Source organism: Streptomyces hundungensis, from assembly GCF_003627815.1.
GTDB lineage: Bacteria > Actinomycetota > Actinomycetes > Streptomycetales > Streptomycetaceae > Streptomyces > Streptomyces hundungensis_A.
In genome coordinates, this window is record NZ_CP032698.1 from 7426421 (window position 1) to 7444773 (window position 18353).

Below are 18353 nucleotides of genomic sequence, written 5' to 3' on the forward strand. Positions count from 1 at the left end.
AACTTAACGAGTCAAGGAGAAGACGGAAGTAGGTTATTCATGTCACGGTACGTGTCCGGGGCGTAGGCTCGGTGCTACTGCCAGAAGGGGAACCGCTGTGGCGGAGACGAGAGGTCGGGGCGGAGCGCCGCGCCGGAGAGGGGAGCGCTGCCAACGGCGGCCTGCTCGCCATCGCCGGATCGGCCGGCCTGGGCAAGACCACCCTCGTGGCCGAAGTGCGGCGCAAAGCCGCCGCCCGTGGCTGCACCCTGCTGGCCGCCCGCGGCAGCGAGCAGGAGGAGGGCGTCGCCTTCCACGTCGTACGCCAGCTCGTACAACCGGTGCTGGCCGCGACCAGCGAGGCCGAACACCGCAAGATACTGGGCAGTTGGTACGACATCGTCGCACCCGCCGTCGGCCTGGTCGCGGGACAGAGCGGGGTCTCGCCCGACCCCCAGGGCGTGCGGGACGGCCTCGACTGGCTCGTCACCCGCTTCGCCGTCCAGTACGCGCCCGTGGTGCTGGTGGTCGACGACGCGCACTGGGCGGACGAGGAGACCCTCGCCTGGCTCAGCTCGTTCGCGCTGCGCGCCGGCGATCTGCCCCTGCTGATCGTCGTCGCCTACCGACCCGAGGAACTCCCGCGCCACGCCGCCGAGTTCCGCCGGCTCGCCATGCGGCACGGCTCGCGCCCGCTCGACCTGTCACCGTTCACCCCGGCCGCCGTCAGCGACCTGGTGCGCGGCGTGCTCGGCGACGGCGGCGACGAACTGTTCGCCCGCGAATGCTGGGCGCTGACCGCGGGCAACCCCTACGAGGCCGTCGAACTCGTCGCCAGGATCCGTGACCGAGGCATCAAGCCGCAGTACGCCAACGCCGGCGAACTGCGCGAACTGGCCTCCGCCGTACGCGGCAGCGGACTCATCGAGCGCCTGGAGCGACTCGGCCCCTCCGCGGTACGGCTCACCTGGGCCGTCGCCGTGCTCGGCACCGACGCCGACCGGGAGATGGCGGCCGGCGTCGCCGGACTGGGCGCCGAGGAGATGGCCGACGCCGTCGAGCGGCTGCGCGACGCCCGCATCCTGGCCGGGCCGACCGAGGGCTCCAACCGGCTCGACTTCTTCCACCCACTCGTCGGCACCGCCGTCTACCGGGCCATCCCCGCGGCCATGCGGGTCGCGATGCACGGTCAGGCCGCCTTCGCGGTCACCGAGGCCGGACTCGGCGCCACCGCCGCGGCCCGGCACATCCTGGAAATGCATCCCGACAACGACCGCTGGGCCGTCCGCCAACTGCGCTCCGCCGCCCGCGACTACCTGCGCGCCGGCGCCCCCGACGCGGCCCGGCGCTGTCTGTCCCGCGCCCTGCGCGAACCACCCGCGCTCGAAGAACGCGCCGAGGTGCTCTACGAACTGGGCTGCTCGGCGCTCCTGAACGAGCCCGCCACCACCGTCAACCACCTCAGGGCCGCCCTCGAAGAACCCGAACTCGCCCCGGAACTGCGCGAATCCGTCACCTACCGGCTCGCCCAGGCACTGGCCCACACCGACCGCATGGCGGAGGCCGCCGCCCTCGTGGCCGCCGAGGCCAAACACTCCTCCAACGCCCGCACCCGGCTCCGCATGCAGGCCGAGACGTTCCAGTGGAACGCGTTCCGCGCCGACGAGGAGGACTCGCCGACCCGCTCGCGCAGCCTGGCCCGGCTCGCCGAGCACCTCACCGTCCGGGGCAAGGCCGAGCGCTACATCCTGGGCCTGCGCGCCTGGGACGCGATGGTGCGCGGCGAGCCCGCCGAGACCGCCCTTCGCTACGCCGAGGAGGCGCTGGAGGGCGGGCTGCCCTGGACCGACGACAACTGGGGCTTCGAGGTGCCCGTCCTGGTCGCGCTCACCTTCATGTACTGCGACCAGCCCGGCCGGGCCGACGAACTGTTCACCCAGGGCATCGCCGACTGCGAGCGCAAGGGCTGGCGCGGCGCCCACCTCTCCTTCGGCCTGACGCTGCTGGGCTACATCAAGTTCCACCGCGGCCGGCTCGCCGAGGCCGAGGACCTCGTCCACAGCGGCCTGCGCATCGCCGACCGGGTCGGCCAGCAGATCCCCGCCCAGTGGTTCGCGCTCGGCATCCTCATCGAGATCCTGCTCGCCCGCGGCCGGGTGCAGGAGGCGCAGGAACTGTCCGACGCCTACAACTACGGCCAGGTCGTTCCCAACGCCGTCGTCTACCCCGACTCCGAGACCGTCTACAGCGAACTCCTGCTCGCCCGGGGGCTGCGCACCGACGCCGAGGAGCGGCTGCGCGCGGTCGGTCGCCGGCTCGAACCGCGCGGGATGCGCAACCCCATGTGGTGCCCGTGGCGGCCGCTCCTGGCCCAGACGATCGCCCACACCGACCCCGGCGAGGCCGCCGAGATCGCGCAGGAAGGGGTCGAGATCGCCCGTCGCTTCGGCACCCCCGGCGCCATCGGCCGAGCCCTGCACGCGGCGGCGAAGGTCGCCTCCGGCGCCGACAGCCTGTCCCTGATGTCCGAGGCCGTCCGGCAACTCGAACGGTCCCCGGCCGCCTACGAGCTGGCGCAGGCCCTGATCGACCACGGCGCGATGCTCAGCCGCGCCGGGCTGCCCCAGGACGCCGCGGACCTCCTGATGCGCGGCCTGGAGAGCGCCGCGCTGTGCGGGGCCGACGCGCTGGCGGCGCGGGCCCGCGAGGAACTCGCCGCCTCCGGTCTGCGCCCGCTCCAGCTGCGGGCCGTGGACTCGGACTCGCTGACCTCGCAGGAGAAGGCGGTGGCAGAGCGGGCCGCCCAGGGCTGGGAGAACCGGCGCATCGCGGAAGACCTCGGCATCAAGGAGCGCACCGTGGAGCTCCTGCTCTCCGGCGCCTTCCGCAAGCTGGGCACCGACCGCGGCGGTCTGGCCGGGCTGCTGCCCCACCAGACGCGGGGCTCCGGCGTCCGGGGCGTCCCCGGTCCCTGAGGCCACGCCACCCGGCCCCGGCCCCCCGAGCCACACGGCAGGGGGGGGGCCGGGGCCGCGCTCCGCGTCGACCCGCCCAGGGCCCCGGGCCCGGCTCCGGCGGGGCGCCGCGGGCACGTACCATTGACGGCATGTCCTTCCTCCGCCGCCGCAGCGCCGCCACTCCCGCGGGCCCGGACTTCGATGTCCTGGCCATGGACCCGGGTGACTGGCCCGGCAACCTGGGTGCCGGTCTGCTGCCCGCCCCCGACGGCAGCTGCCAGGGTGTCTTCCTGCGCTACGACCTGTTCGGCGGCCGTGGCCCCGCGATGATCATCGGCAATCTGCCGGAGGGATCCCCGGCCCGCGAGATGGCCGAGGGCCAGGTCCCCTTCGAGGTGGCGCAGCTCCTGGTGGCGCTGGAGAACGACGAGTCGATCGAGGTCGTCGGCTCCGAGGACATGCCGGTGATGCAGGGCGACAACCTGCTGATCGTGCGCCGCCTCAAGCTCTCCGAAAGCCGCATCTCCTGCGTGCAGTTCGACCGCAGCGACAACGTCCTGGTCACGATCGCCAGTTGGGACCGGCCCATCACCGATGACCTGTATGCCCTGCTGAAGCCGCTGCCCGCGGAGCTCTTCCAGCAGGGCTGAGCGGCACACCGGCGATCGGCCCCACGGCCCGGCACCTTCCGTCCGAGGTGCCGGGCCGTTTCGTGTCCCGAGCCGCCTCATGTCCCAAACCGCTTCATGTCCCGAGCCGTCAACCGGGCCCGCCCCGGCGGCCGTTGACCCCTCGCGCCAACGGCAGGTCGGGCGCCCCGCCAGAGGTCTCGTCCACTGACACAAGTCGCTTTGTGCGACGACTACTTGACGAAGCGTCATTCTGGGTCACAGTGTGTCCCCGCGCGGACCGACGCGTCGCACGGCGAGAGAACCCACCGCACCCCGGCAAGAAGGGCTGTCCATGACGTCCAAGCAGAGGATCAGACTCGCGCTCGCGGCGGCGACGGCCGGCGCCCTGGGCCTCGCCCTGGCCCCCGCCTCCCCGGCGAGCGCGGCGGGGCCGGACACCGAGTGCCCCCGCACCCTCACCTGCGACTGGGTTCCGGCGGCCTACCAGCAGACCGGCGATCCCGCCGACAAGAAGACGTACGGCAATTACGACGTCTCGGACCGCCCGGGCACCAACAAGATCAAGTACATCGTCCTGCACGACACCGAGGAGACCTTCGCGACCACCCTGAAGATCTTCCAGGACCCTAAGCGGGCCGCCTCCGCGCACTACGTGGTGCGGTCGAGCGACGGGCACGTCACCCAGATGGTGAAGACCAAGGACGTCGCCTGGCAGGCCGGCAACTGGTACATCAACTCCGACTCCATCGGCATCGAGCAGGAGGGCTACGCCACCGCCGGCGCCGCTTGGTACACCCCGGAGATGTACCGCTCGACGGCGGCGCTGGTGCGCTACCTCGCCGCCAAGTACGACATCCCGCTCGACCGCCAGCACATCCTGGGCCACGACAACGTGCCGCCCACCACCGCGGCCGGCACGGCGGGCATGCACTGGGATCCGGGGCCTTACTGGGACTGGAACCACTTCATGTCCCTGCTGGGCCGGCCCACCCAGCAGACCGGTCGCCCCGGCGGTCAACTGGTCACCGTGGACCCGGTGTTCAAGAAGAACCTCCAGGCCTTCCGGGACTGCGAGAAGAACGTGGACCTGCCCGCGGCGCCCTCCAGCGCGGTCCCGCTGTACACCCAACCCTCCACCGACGCCCCGCTGTTCGCCGACCCCGGGCTCCACCCGCCGGGCACGCCCGGAACCAACTGCGCCAACGACTGGGGCAGCAAGATCAGCGCCGCTCAGCAGGCCGTGGTGGCCGAACGCAGGCCCGGCTGGACCGCGATCTGGTGGTACGGGCAGGAGGCCTGGTTCCAGAGCCCCGCCCACACCCGCACCACCACCCCGACCGCGGGCTATGTCGTACGCCCCAAGCCGGGCCTCACCGATGTGCCGGTCTACGGAACCGCCTATCCGGCGGCCGGTGACTACCCGGGTGACTTCACGGCCCCGCGGGTGAGCACCCCGCTCGCCTACACCATCAAGGCCGGCCAGTCCTACCCCGGCGGAGCGCCGACACCCTCCGGCTACTTCTACGCCCCCACCATCGACTCGTCATACCCCTACGACCACACGTACTTCCCCGGCAGCATCCGCTATGTGACGGTGCAGATCGGCCACCGGATCGCCTTCGTCAAGGCCTCCGACGTGGACGTCGTCCGCGCGCGCTAGCCGCATGACAGCGCGCCGCGCGCCCAGTGTGTCGGCACTGGGCGCGCGGCGCGCTTCCCCCTCGGACCGGTCGTCAGCGGGTGCCGACCGCCGCCCGCACGGCACGCCGCGCCAGCGCGCAGTCGTCGTGCAGCCTGCGCAGCAGCAGCCGCTGCTGTTCCCCCGCGGACGGCACGCCCGGCGGGTTCTGCGCCGCGCTCGCCGGCGCCGCGTCACGCATGGTGCGCTGCACCGCCGTCTCGTACGTCCGGATCTCCCGGGTCAGTACGAGCATCAGGTTCACCAGGAACGCGTCCCGCGACGCGGGCCCCGCCAGCTGGGCGGCCTGGCTGATCCGCCGCCGCTCCATCGGGGCCTCCCCGAGCACCGCCCACAGCGTCGCCAGGTCGTATCCCGGCAGATACCAGCCCGCGTGCTCCCAGTCGACCAGGACCGGGCCGGTGGGCGAGAGCAGGATGTTGGACAGGAGCGCGTCGCCGTGCGAGAACTGCCAGTCGACCCGGCCCGAGAGGGCCAGACCGTGCACCAGCTTCTGAAGGTCACTCAGATCCCGGTCGGTGAACAGGCCGAGCTCGTGGTAGCGGCTGATGCGTGGCGCGTAGTCCAGGGGCCTGCCGAACATCTCGGCAGGCGGCCGCCAGGCGTTGACGCGGGCGATCGCACCGAGGGCGGCCCGGACATCGGCACGCGGCGGAGCCTCGACGGGATGTCGGGTGAGGGCCGCGGCCCGGCCCGGCATCCGCTCGATCACCAGGGTGCAGTTGTCGGGGTCGGCGGCGATCAGTCGCGGCACCCGTACCGGCGGACGATGCCGGACGAACGCGCGATATGCAGCTATTTCGTGCCGGAACCGCTCGGCCCAGGCCGGCGAGTGGTCCAGTAAACACTTGGCGACGGCCGTCGTCCGTCCTGTCGTGCCGACGATCAGCACGGAGCGTCCGCTGTGCCGCAACACCTGCACCGGGTTGAACTCGGGACAGATCCGCTGCACCGAGGCGATCGCGATGCGCAGTTGGGCGCCCTGGGGGCCGGAGAGGTCGATTCTTCCGCTCAGCGGCTGCGTGCCCGTTCCGGATCGGCGCGGCATCCGGCTCGCGCCGTAGGCCGATCCCGCGTGGGTGGGGTCCAGATACGGTCCGCCACCCGCTCCCAGAGGTCGGTGCGGCCGGGGCGGCGTGGACACGGAGGACGATGCTGTGTACATGGGGGTGACAGATCCCTTCGTGTGCCGACAAGTTGCGTGCGCTACCCGCCCCGGTGGCCGAGCCGCACCCTGGGGAATGAGGTCCGGCCCCCGGGTCGGGGTGGCGCTCTCTTACCTGACACCCGGCCGCGGGTGGCACACCATCTGGCGTGCCCTGGCGAACCCTGGCGAATAGTCGCGCCGCATCTGACAGGGGATTACTGTCAACTCAGCCGAGAACCTGGGGGCTTGACGTGAGCGGACAACCCAACACCCGCCTGAACGACCTGTTCGGCCTCGCCGGATGGTCCAAGGGTGAACTCGCGAGAATGGTGAACCGGCAGGCGGCGGCCATGGGCCACCCCCAACTGGCTACCGACACCTCGCGGGTGAGGCGTTGGATCGACATGGGGGAGACCCCGCGCGATCCGGTGCCCCGGGTGCTGGCGGCGCTGTTCACCGAGCGGCTCGGCCGTGTCGTGACCATCGAGGACCTCGGGTTCGACCGGCACGGGCGCGCTGGAAAGCGGAACGACGTCAGGAATCCCAAGAATCCGGACGGCGTTCCGTGGGCGCCCGAACGGACGGCAGCGGTCCTCACCGAATTCACGGGAATGGACCTCATGCTCAACCGACGCGGTCTGGTGGGCGCGGGCGCCGCGCTCGCCACCGGCTCAGTACTCAGCAGCGCCATGCACGACTGGCTGCACACCGACCCCGTACTCTCGGCCGACGCCCCCCGCCTCCACGACCCCCTGCACGCCGATCCCGCCGGGTTCGACCGCTATGAGGCCGCCCCCATCGGATCGCAGGAGATCGACGCGCTGGAGCGCTCCGTCGACGTCTTCCGCGCCTGGGACGCCTCCCGGGGTGGCGGACTCCAGCGCAAGGCGGTGGTGGGCCAGCTCAACGAGGTGGGCGGCATGCTCGCCTACCGCCACCCCGACCACCTCCAGCGGCGCCTGTGGGGCGTCGCCGCCAATCTGGCCGTCCTCGCGGGCTGGATGTCGCACGACATCGGCCTGGAGCCGACCGCCCAGAAGTACTTCGTCATCGCCGCCCACGCGGCCCGTGAGGGCGGCGACCGCCCCCGCGCCGGCGAAGCCCTCTCCCGGGCCGCCCGCCAGATGGTCCACCTGGGCCGGCCAGGCGAGGCCCTCGACCTCATGAAGCTCGCCAAGTCCGGCTCGGGCGAGGAGACCCTGCCGCGCACCCGGGCCATGCTGCACACCATCGAGGCCTGGGCGCAGGCGTCGCTGGGGCGCGGCCAGGCGATGCGGCGCACGCTCGGTGAGGCGGAGGAACTCTTCGTCTCCGACAAGGGCGATGTGCCGCCGCCCAGTTGGATGCAGATGTTCGACGAGGCGGATCTGCACGGCATGCAGGCGCTGGCCTTCCGTACGCTGGCCGAGCACGATCCCGCCGCGGCCACCATCGCGCAGCACCACGCCAAACAGGCCCTGGAGCTGCGGGTGGGCGGCCGTCAACGCTCGAAGATCTTCGACTACATCTCGCTGGCCTCGGCCTGCTTCATCGCCGACGACCCCGAACAGGCGGACCGCTATGCCCGCCTGGCGCTGGTGTCGATGGGGGAGACCTCCTCGCACCGCACCTGGGACCGGCTGCGCGAGATGTACCGGCTCACCAGTCAGTACGCCGGGTACGGCAAGATCCAGGATCTGCGGGAGGAGATCCAACTGGCCCTGCCTCAGGCGCCGGTGAAGCGGAGCCGGGTCGCGGACATCTAGAAGTCCGGCCCTTGCGGCCGGCGGTTGCTCACGAGGCCTGTGCCAGTAAGCCAGTAGCCAGTAGGCCTGTGTGTGCGAAGCCCCGGGCGTCAGGACCCGATACGGGCCACCAGCACACAGGCGTCGTCCTCACGCTCGTGCTCGCCGAACTCCTCGACGATCATCCGTACGCAGTCCTGGGCTGTACGGCCACCGTCGAAGAGCGGGGCGAGTGCGAGCAGTCGGCGCTGGTCGCCGTCGTCGCAGGCGGCGCGCCGGGTCAGTCCGTCGGTGTGCAGGACGAGCAGATCGCCCGCGTGCAAGGTGGCCTCGGCCTGGTCGTAGGCGGCCCCGTGCGTGGCGCCGAGCAGGACCCCGCCCGATGCGCCGAGCGCCCGTCCCGTCCCGCCGCGGAACAGCAGCGGGGCTGGGTGGCCGGCCCCGGACCAGACGAGCCTGCGCCGGGCGGGCTCGTAACGGCAACAGACCGCGCTGCCCAGGGCGGGCTGCACGGTCGTTTCCAGGAGCTGGTTGAGATGTCCCATCAGGGGGCCGGGCCCGATGCCCGCGACGGCCATGCCGCGCAGCGCACCGAGCAGCATCGCCATGCCGCCGGTCGCCGTCACTCCGTGGCCCGTCAGATCGCCGACGGTCAGTAAGGAGGCGCCACCCGGGAGTTCGAGCGCGTCGTACCAGCCGCCGCCGATGAGGTCGCTGGCCGAGGACGGCAGATAGTGCGCGGCGATGTCGAGCGCGCCGGGGCCGCCGTGCGGGAGCCTGAGGGAGCCGCGCCACGGCGGCAGCACGGCCTCCTGCAACTCGACCGCGAGACGGTGCTCGGTCCGCGCGATCCGGCGCTGGCGCTGGAGGCGGTCGCGGCTCTCCCGCACGGCGCGCTGGCTGCGCCGCAGCTCGCTCACATCGCGCAGCACGGCCCACATCGAAGCGGTGCAGCCGTCGGCGTCGAGCACCGGCTCGCCCATCATGTGGAGCGTGGTGATCGTGCTGTCGGGCCGCACGATGCGGAACTCGCCGTCGATGGGCCTGCCGTCCACCAGGGCGCCCGTCACCATCGTGGTGAGCAGGGCCTGGTCCTCGTCGACCACCATGGTGGGCAGTTCGTCGAGCGACATGCCGCCGCTCTCGGGGGAGCGGCCGAAGATCTGGAAGAGCTCCTCGGACCAGCTCACCGCGTCGGTGAGCAGATTCCACTCGGCGCTGCCGACCCGGCTGAGCGGGCCGGGGGCGTCCGGGCCATTGCCGAAGGAGCTCTCGACGGCGAGCGTCGTCGCGTCCTGTTCCTCGGCGGTCGGACCGTCGCGCAACTGGTCCAAGTGCGCGCCCAGGTCGTCGAGTTGATGGACCGCCAGATCGCACAGAGCGCGCTGCCAGCGGGCCTGGGCGTCGTCGTCGTCCACGAAGGCGTCGCGGCGCACCGCGTCCACGCCCCCGCGCAGCCTGCGGGTCTGCGTGATCAGTGCGTCGACCGTGCCCCGCTCGGGCGGTTGGGGAGCGGGACGGTCCGCGAACAGATGGGACGGCATGACGTTCTCCGATGCGACCGCGGTAGAGCCTGGTCTGGCGAAGTGGACCGGTTACGACTCTTGCACAGGGAGCGATGCCCCGTAAGGGATTTGGCAACACTCGATACGGTGGTGCTCGTGACATATGCCAACGGCGACCGGTTTCGGCGTCCCTGAGCGGGGCCCGGCATCCGGCATATGCGCATCGGCTCACCGCCGGGGCAGCAGCGCGAACGCCACCAGACACAGCGCGACCCCGGCACCGCCTCCGGCCCGCGAGCAGCACTGGACGAGCAGGGCGGTGACGGCCGCCCCCGCCACGACGGCCGCCAGCCGCCCCGCCACCCAGCGGTCCTGGTGCCGCGCCTCCCGGTTGGCGAGCCGTCCCGCGAGCCCGGTGACCGTACCGGTGAAGTACGTGGTCGGCGCGGACCAGGCCCGCGCCTGCACCCCCATCGCGAGCGCCGCCGCGAGCAGCAGCACCACCTGTGAGCCGAGCGAACGCCCGAACCCCAGGCCCCAGCCGACCGCCGCGAGGGCGAGCAGGGCCGTCTGGGCCGCGAGCAGGGGACGCGGTGACCAGCGCGCGGCGACGCGGGCCGCCCCCGCCGTGCCGAGCCCGTATCCGACGAGGGCGGTCAGGGCGCGCGGCACCACGTCGTGGTCCCCGGCGCCCACCGACGCGCCGACCAGGACGAGGTTGCCGGTCATCACTCCGGCGAACACCTTTCCCAAGCAGAGGAAGGCGAACGCGTCGGTGGCCCCGGACGCCGCCGAGAGGACCAGGAGGAACCGTTCGTCGGCCCGGGCGGCGGAGGGAGTAGTGATCGCGGAGCTCATCGGCGCATTCTCGCCTCCTCGACCCCCGGCAGCGCGCCGCGACGGCCCGGATCCACGAGGAGACCGGGGCGTTTGTCGGCGCGCGCAGGCGTTACGCAACGGACGCGACCCCGTGGCACGTCCACGACAAGGGTCCACTACGGTCCCAGTGAGCACATCGGCCCGCCCCGCGGGCCTCACGGGAGGACGAGCATGAAGATCGACTGGGACCGGCGCACCTGCGCGCGCCGCGGCCATGTGACGTACGCGCCGCAGGAGGACGTGTTGCGCGAGCGGCTGCGCGCCGACACCGGTCTCGGCGAGGCCTGGCGCTGTCTGCGCTGCGGTGACTTCGCCCTGGGCGCGCCGCACGGATCCGGCCCCGCCGACGAGGCGCCGCTGGTGCCGCGCGGCAAGGTGCTGCGCGATCTGTTCATCCTGCGCTTCCTGGCCGTGGAGCGGGCCGTGCGCGGCGTGTTCATCGTGCTCGTGGCGATCGCGGTGTGGAAGTTCAGCAACAGCCAGGACGCGGTGCGCCGGTTCTTCGACGAGTACCTCGACGTGTTCCGGCCGGTCTTCCGCCACTTCCATTACGACCTGGACCACTCGCCGGTCGTGGGCACCGTCCAGAAGACCTTCGACTACAAGCACTCCACGCTGGTGATCGTCGCGGTGGCGCTGCTCGTGTACGCGCTGATCGAGATCGTCGAGGCCGTCGGGCTGTGGCGCGCCAAGCGCTGGGCCGAGTACCTCACCGTCGTCGCCACGGCGATGTTCCTGCCGCTGGAGATCTACGAACTCACCGAGAAGATCAGCTGGGTGAAGATCGCCACGCTGACGCTCAACATCCTCGCGGTCCTCTACATCCTGCTCGTCAAGCGCCTGTTCGGCCTGCGCGGCGGCCACGCCGCCTTCGAGGCGGAACGGCACAGCGCCTCGCTCATCGAGGTGGAGACCACGGCGGGCGTCGCGGTGCACCACTGACCGGCACGGCTCCCGGCGCGTACGAACCGCCTGACGGGTAACAGATACAGACAGCCTGCGGCAGGTCCGCCGCACCGAGCGTCCTTGGGGGATGACCCACCATGCATGAACCACGTTCCACCCGTACGTCGAAGACCGGCCCGGGCCCGCTGCGCAGGGCGGCCGTCCTGCTCGCCCTGGTGCTCGGCGCCTCGCTCGCGGCGGGACCGGTGGCGGCCGAGGCCGCGCCGCGCGCCGCCGTCGCCACGGCCGCAACGGCCCAACAGGCCGCGCCCGCAAGCGAGTTGGGCGGCGCCACTCAGGCGGCGGCCCAGGCCGGGCAGCACACCGTCGCGGCCACGTCCGGCGTCACGGCGTCGAAGGCCATGAAGTCCAAGAAGTCCAAGAAAAAGAAGAAGGGCGGCTTCTTCAAGAAGGCCGGGATCGTGCTGCTGATCCTGGTGGTCCTCTTCATCGCGCTCGTCATCTTCGTCATCTGGTTCATCGTGAGCCGGCTGCGCAGGCGCCGCGACCGGCACTGACGGGTCAGCTCCCGGGGGGCTGTCGGCGCATCCGCTGACCGACCGTCCCGCCGTCGGTCTCCCACCACGGCCGCACGAGTTCCGCGGTCTCCGGCCGTCCCTCCACGGGGGCGGCCGGAGTCAGTTCCCGGTCGAGACGGCGGTCGAGCACCGTGCGCTGGGCGCGGTCGGCCCGGGACCACTGGACCAGGATGGCAAGGAGGAACGGCAGCGACACCAGCTCCGCGATGGTGACCATCGCGCCGCCGCCGAGCTGCTGGTCGCGCAGGACGTCCGGGGCCCAGGCGGGCGCGTGGTGCAGATACCAGGCGCCCGCGATCAGGGTGCCGTGGGTCATGACGACGATGCCCGGTACCGCGTCGATCAGGCCGTCGAGGAAGACGAGCGCGGCCCGCACCGGATGGCTGCACCAGGCGGGCAGCGTCTGTTCGCGGGTGAGCATCGGCAGCACGAACAGGCTTCCCGCGAGCAGCAGATGGAGGTACATCAGCTCGTGCAGGGGGCCGTACCGCAGCGCGGTCTCGAAGTACGGGGTGAAGTACACACAGAGCTCGGTGGTCAGCACCAAACCCGTGCTGACCAGGGGGAAGGTGAGGAAGCGGACCAGACGTCCGCTCATCGCGCCCCGCAGCCGGCTCGCGCCGCGCCCGGGCAGGGCGAGCGCCGCGAGCCGCAGCGGGTCGCCGAGCGCGAGGCCGAGCGGTGCGATCAGGTCGAGCAGGACGTTCTGTACGGCGGCCGGCCAGAACAGTTCGGTGTCGTACACCGCGAGCGCCGACATCGTGGCGACCGCCAGGCCGCCCAGGCCCAGGACCGCGAAGGCCGCGACGCGCGCCACCGGCCAGGGCTCGCCCCGCCGGGCCAGGCGCAGCACGCCCCAGGCGTACAGGCCGCCCAGGACGACGATGAGCAGCAGGGCCGCCGCGTCCGGCTGCCACACCGTGAGCAGTCGCTGTGTCGTCAGCTCGGGCAGATCGGCCGCGGGGCCGCCGGGCGTCGGGGTGGACATCGGCTCGGTCTCCTCACCGGCCCGTGACGTACGACGGGCCGCCCACACGCTAGCCCCGCCGTCCGGCGGTCCCCGCACCGGGCCCGCACTCGCTCGCCCAAAGGACGGAATAGGCCGAAGAACGCGTAGACGGCATAGGTGCCTGAGGCATGTAGTGGAGATCGGCAAGACGGAACCCTTCGCTTGCGAGGTCTACATGACAGGCAACATCACCGGCGTCACCACGGACCACACCGTCACCGACAACGGCAGCGTCGTCTTCCCGCAGGACCGCAGCTGCCCCTACCAGCCACCCGCCGCCTATCAGCCACTGCGCGACGAGCGCCCGCTGGCCCGCGTCAGCCTCTACGACGGCCGGACCGTGTGGATGGTCACCGGGCTCGCCGAGGCGCGCGCCCTGCTGGCCGACCCCCGGCTCTCCTCCAACCGCGAGAACGAGGCCTTCCCGTCGCCGACGGCCCGGTTCGCCGGCGTCACCCGGCGCAGGACCGCGCTCCTCGGCGTCGACGACCCCGTCCACGCCACGCAGCGCCGCATGCTGATCCCCAGCTTCACGCTCAAGCGCACCGCCTCGCTGCGGCCCCGGATCCAGGAGACCGTCGACCGGCTCCTGGACGACATGGTCGCGCAGGGCCCGCCCGTCGATCTGGTCAGCGCGTTCGCGCTGCCGGTGCCGTCGATGGTGATCTGCGCGCTCCTCGGCGTCCCCTACGAGGACCACGAGTTCTTCGAGGGCCAGTCCCGCAGGCTGCTGCGCGGGCCGGAGTCCGCGGACGTCGAGGCGGCCCTCGAAGAGCTGGAGAACTATTTCGTCCGGCTCATCGACCGCAAGAAGAAGGAGCGCGGCGACGGCCTGCTCGACGAACTCATCGAGCAACGCCTGAACCAAGGCGCCCTGGATCAGCAGGAGTTGGTGGACTTCGCGACGATCCTGCTGGTCGCCGGCCATGAGACGACGGCCAACATGATTTCGCTGGGCACCTTCACGCTTCTCCAGCACCCGGAGCGGCTCGCCGAACTGCGCTCGGACGCGGCCCTGATGCCCGCCGCGGTCGAGGAACTGCTCCGCTTCCTGTCGATCGCCGACGGGATGCTACGGGTCGCCCTGGAGGACATCGAGATCGGCGGCGAGACCATCCGGGCCGACGAGGGCGTGGTCTTCTCGACCTCGGTCATCAACCGCGACAACGCCAGTTACGAGGAACCCGACCGGATCGACTGGCACCGCTCCAGCCGTCACCACGTCGCGTTCGGCTTCGGCATCCACCAGTGTCTCGGCCAGAACCTGGCGCGGGCGGAGATGGAGATCGCGCTGCGCTCCCTCTTCGACCGGCTGCCCGATCTGCGCCTCGCCGTGCCCGCGCAGGAGATCCCGTTCAAGCCCGGCGACACCATCCAGGGAATGGTCGAGCTCCCCGTCGCCTGGTAGCGGGCGGCCAACCGAAGTGAAGGAGCCGCGCATGCGGATCAGCATCGACAAGGACGTCTGCATCGGAGCGGGTCAGTGCGCGCTGACCGCGCCCGCCGTCTTCACCCAGGATGACGACGGGTTCAGCGAACTGCTGCCCGGACGCGAGGACGGAGCGGGCGACCCCCTGGTCCGCGAGGCCGCCCGGGCCTGTCCCGTGGGGGCCGTCACCGTGCACGACGGGTGAGAACGTCCGGTTCCGGTCAGTCCTCGGAGCCGGTGATCAGACGCTGCACAGCCGGCGCGTAGAGATCCGCCAGCTGCTCGGGCGTGGCGCGTTCCCCGGCGCCCGGCCGGTGCAGACTGAGAGTGGCGCCCAGGCCCAGCAGCAGACCGGCGATCAATTCGGCCCTCAACTCGCTGTCCCCGCCGCGCAGTTGACCGGCCAGTCGGGACGTGACCTGCTCGCGGAACCGCTCCCGCAGCAGGGTCCGTTCGTCCACGTTGCCCAGCGAGAAGACCGCCCGCAGCAACGGATCGCCCTGGTCCTCGCGCCGCATCCGCACCATCGTCAGGACCAGGTGCCGCCCCATCTCCTCCAGCGGAGCGGCGAAGAGCGCGTCGGCGGCGGGCCCGAAGTCCGCGACCGTGTGGAACAGCCGCTCCTTGCTGCCGAACCGCTTGACGATGAGCGAGGCGCTGACCCCCGCGTCGGCGGCGATCGAACGCATCGTGACCTCCGCGTAGGGGCGCAGCGTGAACGCCCGCCGCGCCGCCCGCACGATCGCGTCCCGACCCGTCCCGGTGTCGGCACCGGCGGCCCGCCGCTCCGTCATGCGCTCTCCTCGGCCGTGGTGCGTCCCGTCGCGCCCGCGGCGCGTTCCGGCTCGACGCTACCGGTGCCGGGCTCCGCGCCGCCCGGCAGGCACAGGGTCGCCACGAGTGCGGCGAGCGCCGCGCCCCCGGCGATGAGGAACACCAGGAGATAGGCGTGCAGGGTCGGGGCGGTGCGGCCGCCGGCCTGGAAGGTGAGGGAGGCGAGCACCGCGGCGACCACCGCGCTGCAACAGGCCTGGCCGACCGAGCGCATCAGGGTGTTGAGCCCGTTGGCGGCGCCCGTCTCACTCACCGGCACCGCGCGCATCACGAGGGCTGGCAGCGCCGAGTACGCGATCGCGGTGCCGCAGGCCACCACCGTGGCCCCCGCGATGATCAGGGGAAGGCTGTGGCTGGTGAAGAAGCGCACCCCGTAGCCCACCACCATGATGGCCGCGGCGAGGGCGAGCGTCGCCTTCGGGCCGTACTTCGCCGAGATCTTGGCCGACACCGGGGAGAGCGCCACCATCGCGAGACCGCCCGGCAGCAGACAGAGGCCGCTGACCACGATGGAGGCGCCGAGACCGTACCCGGTGGTCCTCGGCTCCTGCACCATCTGCGCGGTGACCAGCGAGTTGCCGTAGAAGGCGAACCCGATCAAGAGGGCCGCCACATTGGTCAGCAGCACCGCGGGCCGCGCCGAGACGCGCAGGTCCACCAGCGGGGAACGGGTGCGCAGTTCGTAGGCACCCCACAGGGGCCAGATCACCACGGCCGCGCCGAGCAGGCCGAGGGTGCGCGGCGAGGTCCAGCCCCAGTCCGCGCCCTGGGTGATGGCGAGCAGCACGGCGACCAGCGCCGTCGACAGGCCGAGCGTGCCCAGGACGTCGAACCTGCCGCGTGAGCGCATCGTCGATTCGGGTACGCACCACAGCACCAGGGCGATGTCGAGGATCCCCAGGACCGCCGACGCCCAGAACATCGTGTGCCAGTCGAAGTGCTCCACGACCAGGGCCGCGACGGGCAGGCCGATGGCCGCGCCGATGCCCAGGGTCGAACTCATCAGGGCGACCGAGGAGAGGACCTTCGCGGGCGGCAGCTCGTCCCGCATGATGCTGATGCCCAGCGGGATCACCGCGAGTGCGGCGCCTTGCAGGGCGCGGCCGGCGATCAGCACGCCGATGTGGGAGCTGACCGCGCACATCACCGAGCCGGCCGTCAGCACCCCCAGCGAGCCGATCAGCAGGCGCCGCTTGCCGTACATGTCACCGGCCCGGCCGAGCACGGGTGTGAAGACCGCGCCGGTCAGCAGCGTGACCGTGACCAGCCAGCTCGCCGCGGCCGGAGTGCTGCCGGTGAGGGCGGGGACGTGCGGGAGCAGCGGCACCACCAGCGTCTGCATGACGGCCACGACGACGCCGCAGAACGCGAGGACCGCGACGAAGGGGTGGGGGCGGGGTGGGGGTATCGCTGGGGGCATGGCTCTCCGTACGACGGCGACGCGGACCGGGGTGCACAAGCGTTCACCCCCCAGGGTAAACGCCTGTGCACCCCCGATCGCCGGACGGCCCGAAGGTGCCCCAGCGCCGGCACGGCTAGGAGCTGTCCGGTCGATCATGTGACTACTCCGCGCCTGTGTCGTTGATGTGGACATGGGGCGGGGCGATTTGACGGATGCCGAGTGGGAACGGCTGCGACCGTTCCTTCCGGTCAGCAACAGGCGTTGTGGCAGGTGGCGGGACCATCGGCAGGTGATCGACGGGATTCTGCACCGGGTGCGGACCGGCGTTCAGTGGCGTGACCTGCCCGAACGGTTCGGCCCGTGGAAGACGGTCTATGAACGCCACCGCATGTGGTCGGCCGACGGAACCTGGGAACGCCTGCTCCAGCAGGTCCAGGCCGAGGCCGATGCGGTCGGAGAGATCGACTGGGACATCTCGGTTGACTCCACCATCGTGCGGGCGCATCAGCACGCCGCTGGCGCCCGCACCGAACCACCGCCGGCTCCCGCCTCAAAGGGGGACGCAGCGGCAGAACACCAGGGCGAAACGCCGTGGCAGAGCCTCGTCGCCCGCCTGGTGGAGGTGGTGCAGGAGGTGAGGGCCTGGGCCGCTCGCGGGGCGGGTTCACCACCAAGCTCCACCTGAGCGCAGACGGCCGCTGCCGCCCGCTTTCCCTCATCGTCACACCGGGACAGCGGGCGGACTGCACGCAGTTCAAGCCCGTGTTGGAGAAGATCCGCGTCCCGCGGATCGGGTCGGGCAGGCCGCGCAGGAAGCCTGACAGCCTCGCGGCGGACAAGGGTTACAGCAACGGCCCGTGCCGCGAGTACCTGCGGCGCCGGGGCATCCGGCACACGATTCCGGAGAAGACCGACAGCCAGGCCGCCCGCCTGCGCAAAGGGTCATGCGGCGGACGGCCACCTGGCTTCGATGAAGAACGGTACAAGAAACGCAACACCGTCGAACGGGCGATCAACCGGCTCAAGCACGCCAGAGCCGTGGCCACCCGCTACGACAAGCGCGGCTACGTCTTCCTCGGAACCGCAACCGCAGCAGCCCTCGTCATCTGGCTCCGAACATGAGTGCCCGGGCGAGACCTACGGTGTGTTCCTGCCCTTGCCGTTCCCACCGGCGAGCTGGCCAACCATCATGACTACGAGGCCAACCAGGAGAATCACGCCACCGATCAGCGTCCCTGTCGGTCGCGTGCCGGAGTCGCTGATCACCAGTCCGAACACCAGCTGCCAGCACAGCGCGAAGGCCACCACGAGCTGCCCCCAGCCGTAGAGCTGGGGAGCACGGACATGGCGCCGGTTCATGGGGAGCACCCATCCACGGGAAACGGCAGCAATGCCGGAGGCTGCGATGAGCAACGCCATCAGCACAAGAGGTATGGCGAGGTACAGCTTCACGGTCGCTCCCTGCAGGGTCGGGCCCACGCCCGACGCCAGCGTGATCATGACACCCCTCGCATGGCAGGTCCATCCCCTTGAGGAGCTCTGTGATCGACCGGACAGCTCCTAGGGGCGCGGGGAACTGCGCGACCAGCCACGCACGGTCCGCAGCCGAAGGCCCTGGGGCTCCGCCCCACACCCCGTTCGCGCCTTAAGGGCGCTCGTCCTCAATCGCCGGA

16 protein-coding genes are annotated in these 18353 nt (G+C 71.6%); 9 read left to right on the plus strand and 7 right to left on the minus strand.

The features are described from left to right. Positions 1–71: 71 nt before the first annotated feature. The 3 genes from DWB77_RS33040 to DWB77_RS33050 all read left to right on the plus strand — a co-directional run bounded on the left by DWB77_RS33040 (position 72) and on the right by DWB77_RS33050 (position 5228). On the plus strand, positions 72–2954 hold the full coding sequence (locus tag DWB77_RS33040; protein WP_428985170.1) for an ATP-binding protein: 2883 nt from the start codon (positions 72–74) through the stop codon (positions 2952–2954). 131 nt (positions 2955–3085) lie between these two features. Continuing rightward, positions 3086–3586, plus strand: coding sequence for a hypothetical protein (locus DWB77_RS33045; RefSeq protein WP_120725868.1), 501 nt, complete (start codon positions 3086–3088; stop codon positions 3584–3586). A 313-nt stretch (positions 3587–3899) separates the two neighbouring features. Further along, the gene (locus tag DWB77_RS33050; RefSeq protein WP_120725870.1) at positions 3900–5228 is read left to right on the plus strand and encodes an N-acetylmuramoyl-L-alanine amidase; all 1329 of its coding nucleotides are present in this window, start codon (positions 3900–3902) and stop codon (positions 5226–5228) included. Between the two features lie 73 nt (positions 5229–5301). Here DWB77_RS33050 and DWB77_RS33055 read toward each other — a convergent pair whose 3' ends face one another. After that, complete coding sequence (locus tag DWB77_RS33055; protein ID WP_120725871.1) at positions 5302–6432, minus strand: aminoglycoside phosphotransferase family protein; 1131 nt, start codon at positions 6430–6432, stop codon at positions 5302–5304. Positions 6433–6665: 233 nt separating this feature from the next. Here DWB77_RS33055 and DWB77_RS33060 point away from each other — a divergent pair, with 233 nt between their 5' ends. Beyond that, a complete protein-coding gene (locus DWB77_RS33060; protein ID WP_120725873.1) occupies positions 6666–8159 on the plus strand; it encodes a DNA-binding protein NsdB in 1494 nt (497 codons plus the stop codon). Between the two features lie 89 nt (positions 8160–8248). Here DWB77_RS33060 and DWB77_RS33065 read toward each other — a convergent pair whose 3' ends face one another. Continuing rightward, entirely contained in the window at positions 8249–9682 is a 1434-nt protein-coding gene (locus DWB77_RS33065) for a PP2C family protein-serine/threonine phosphatase (protein WP_120725875.1), read from the minus strand. Between the two features lie 189 nt (positions 9683–9871). Continuing rightward, entirely contained in the window at positions 9872–10501 is a 630-nt protein-coding gene (locus DWB77_RS33070; protein WP_162952653.1) for a DUF1275 family protein, read from the minus strand. A 192-nt stretch (positions 10502–10693) separates the two neighbouring features. Between DWB77_RS33070 and DWB77_RS33075 the strand changes: the two genes are divergently transcribed. Continuing rightward, on the plus strand, positions 10694–11464 hold the full coding sequence (locus DWB77_RS33075) for a DUF2127 domain-containing protein (protein ID WP_120725879.1): 771 nt from the start codon (positions 10694–10696) through the stop codon (positions 11462–11464). A 101-nt stretch (positions 11465–11565) separates the two neighbouring features. Further along, positions 11566–11985, plus strand: a complete 420-nt coding sequence (locus DWB77_RS33080; protein ID WP_120725881.1) for a hypothetical protein — start codon at positions 11566–11568, stop codon at positions 11983–11985. A gap of 4 nt (positions 11986–11989) precedes the next feature. Here the strand turns inward: DWB77_RS33080 and DWB77_RS33085 are convergent, their stop codons facing one another. Beyond that, on the minus strand, positions 11990–12994 hold the full coding sequence (locus DWB77_RS33085; RefSeq protein WP_120725883.1) for a cytochrome c oxidase assembly protein: 1005 nt from the start codon (positions 12992–12994) through the stop codon (positions 11990–11992). A 196-nt stretch (positions 12995–13190) separates the two neighbouring features. On the opposite strand from DWB77_RS33085, the gene DWB77_RS33090 reads away from it, so the two are divergent. Beyond that, positions 13191–14423: a cytochrome P450 gene (locus tag DWB77_RS33090; protein WP_120728513.1), complete on the plus strand. Its 1233-nt coding sequence runs from the start codon at positions 13191–13193 to the stop codon at positions 14421–14423. Positions 14424–14454: 31 nt separating this feature from the next. Continuing rightward, positions 14455–14649: a ferredoxin gene (locus DWB77_RS33095; protein WP_120725885.1), complete on the plus strand. Its 195-nt coding sequence runs from the start codon at positions 14455–14457 to the stop codon at positions 14647–14649. A 16-nt stretch (positions 14650–14665) separates the two neighbouring features. Here the strand turns inward: DWB77_RS33095 and DWB77_RS33100 are convergent, their stop codons facing one another. Together DWB77_RS33100 and DWB77_RS33105 are read right to left on the minus strand one after the other, a co-directional pair. After that, positions 14666–15238 (minus strand): TetR/AcrR family transcriptional regulator, encoded by a 573-nt coding sequence (locus DWB77_RS33100; protein ID WP_120725887.1) that lies wholly within the window; start codon positions 15236–15238, stop codon positions 14666–14668. Next, complete coding sequence (locus DWB77_RS33105) at positions 15235–16698, minus strand: MFS transporter (RefSeq protein WP_120725889.1); 1464 nt, start codon at positions 16696–16698, stop codon at positions 15235–15237. The genes DWB77_RS33100 and DWB77_RS33105 overlap by 4 nt, the downstream gene beginning before the upstream one ends. Before the next feature lie 172 nt (positions 16699–16870). Between DWB77_RS33105 and DWB77_RS33110 the strand changes: the two genes are divergently transcribed. Continuing rightward, a protein-coding gene (locus DWB77_RS33110; protein ID WP_428985093.1) for an IS5 family transposase occupies positions 16871–17802 on the plus strand; the annotation gives its coding sequence in 2 pieces (ribosomal slippage) (positions 16871–17248 and positions 17251–17802; 930 coding nt in all). 15 nt (positions 17803–17817) lie between these two features. Here DWB77_RS33110 and DWB77_RS33115 read toward each other — a convergent pair. After that, positions 17818–18180, minus strand: coding sequence for a hypothetical protein (locus tag DWB77_RS33115; RefSeq protein WP_246033332.1), 363 nt, complete (start codon positions 18178–18180; stop codon positions 17818–17820). Between the last annotated feature and the right edge of the window lie 173 nt (positions 18181–18353).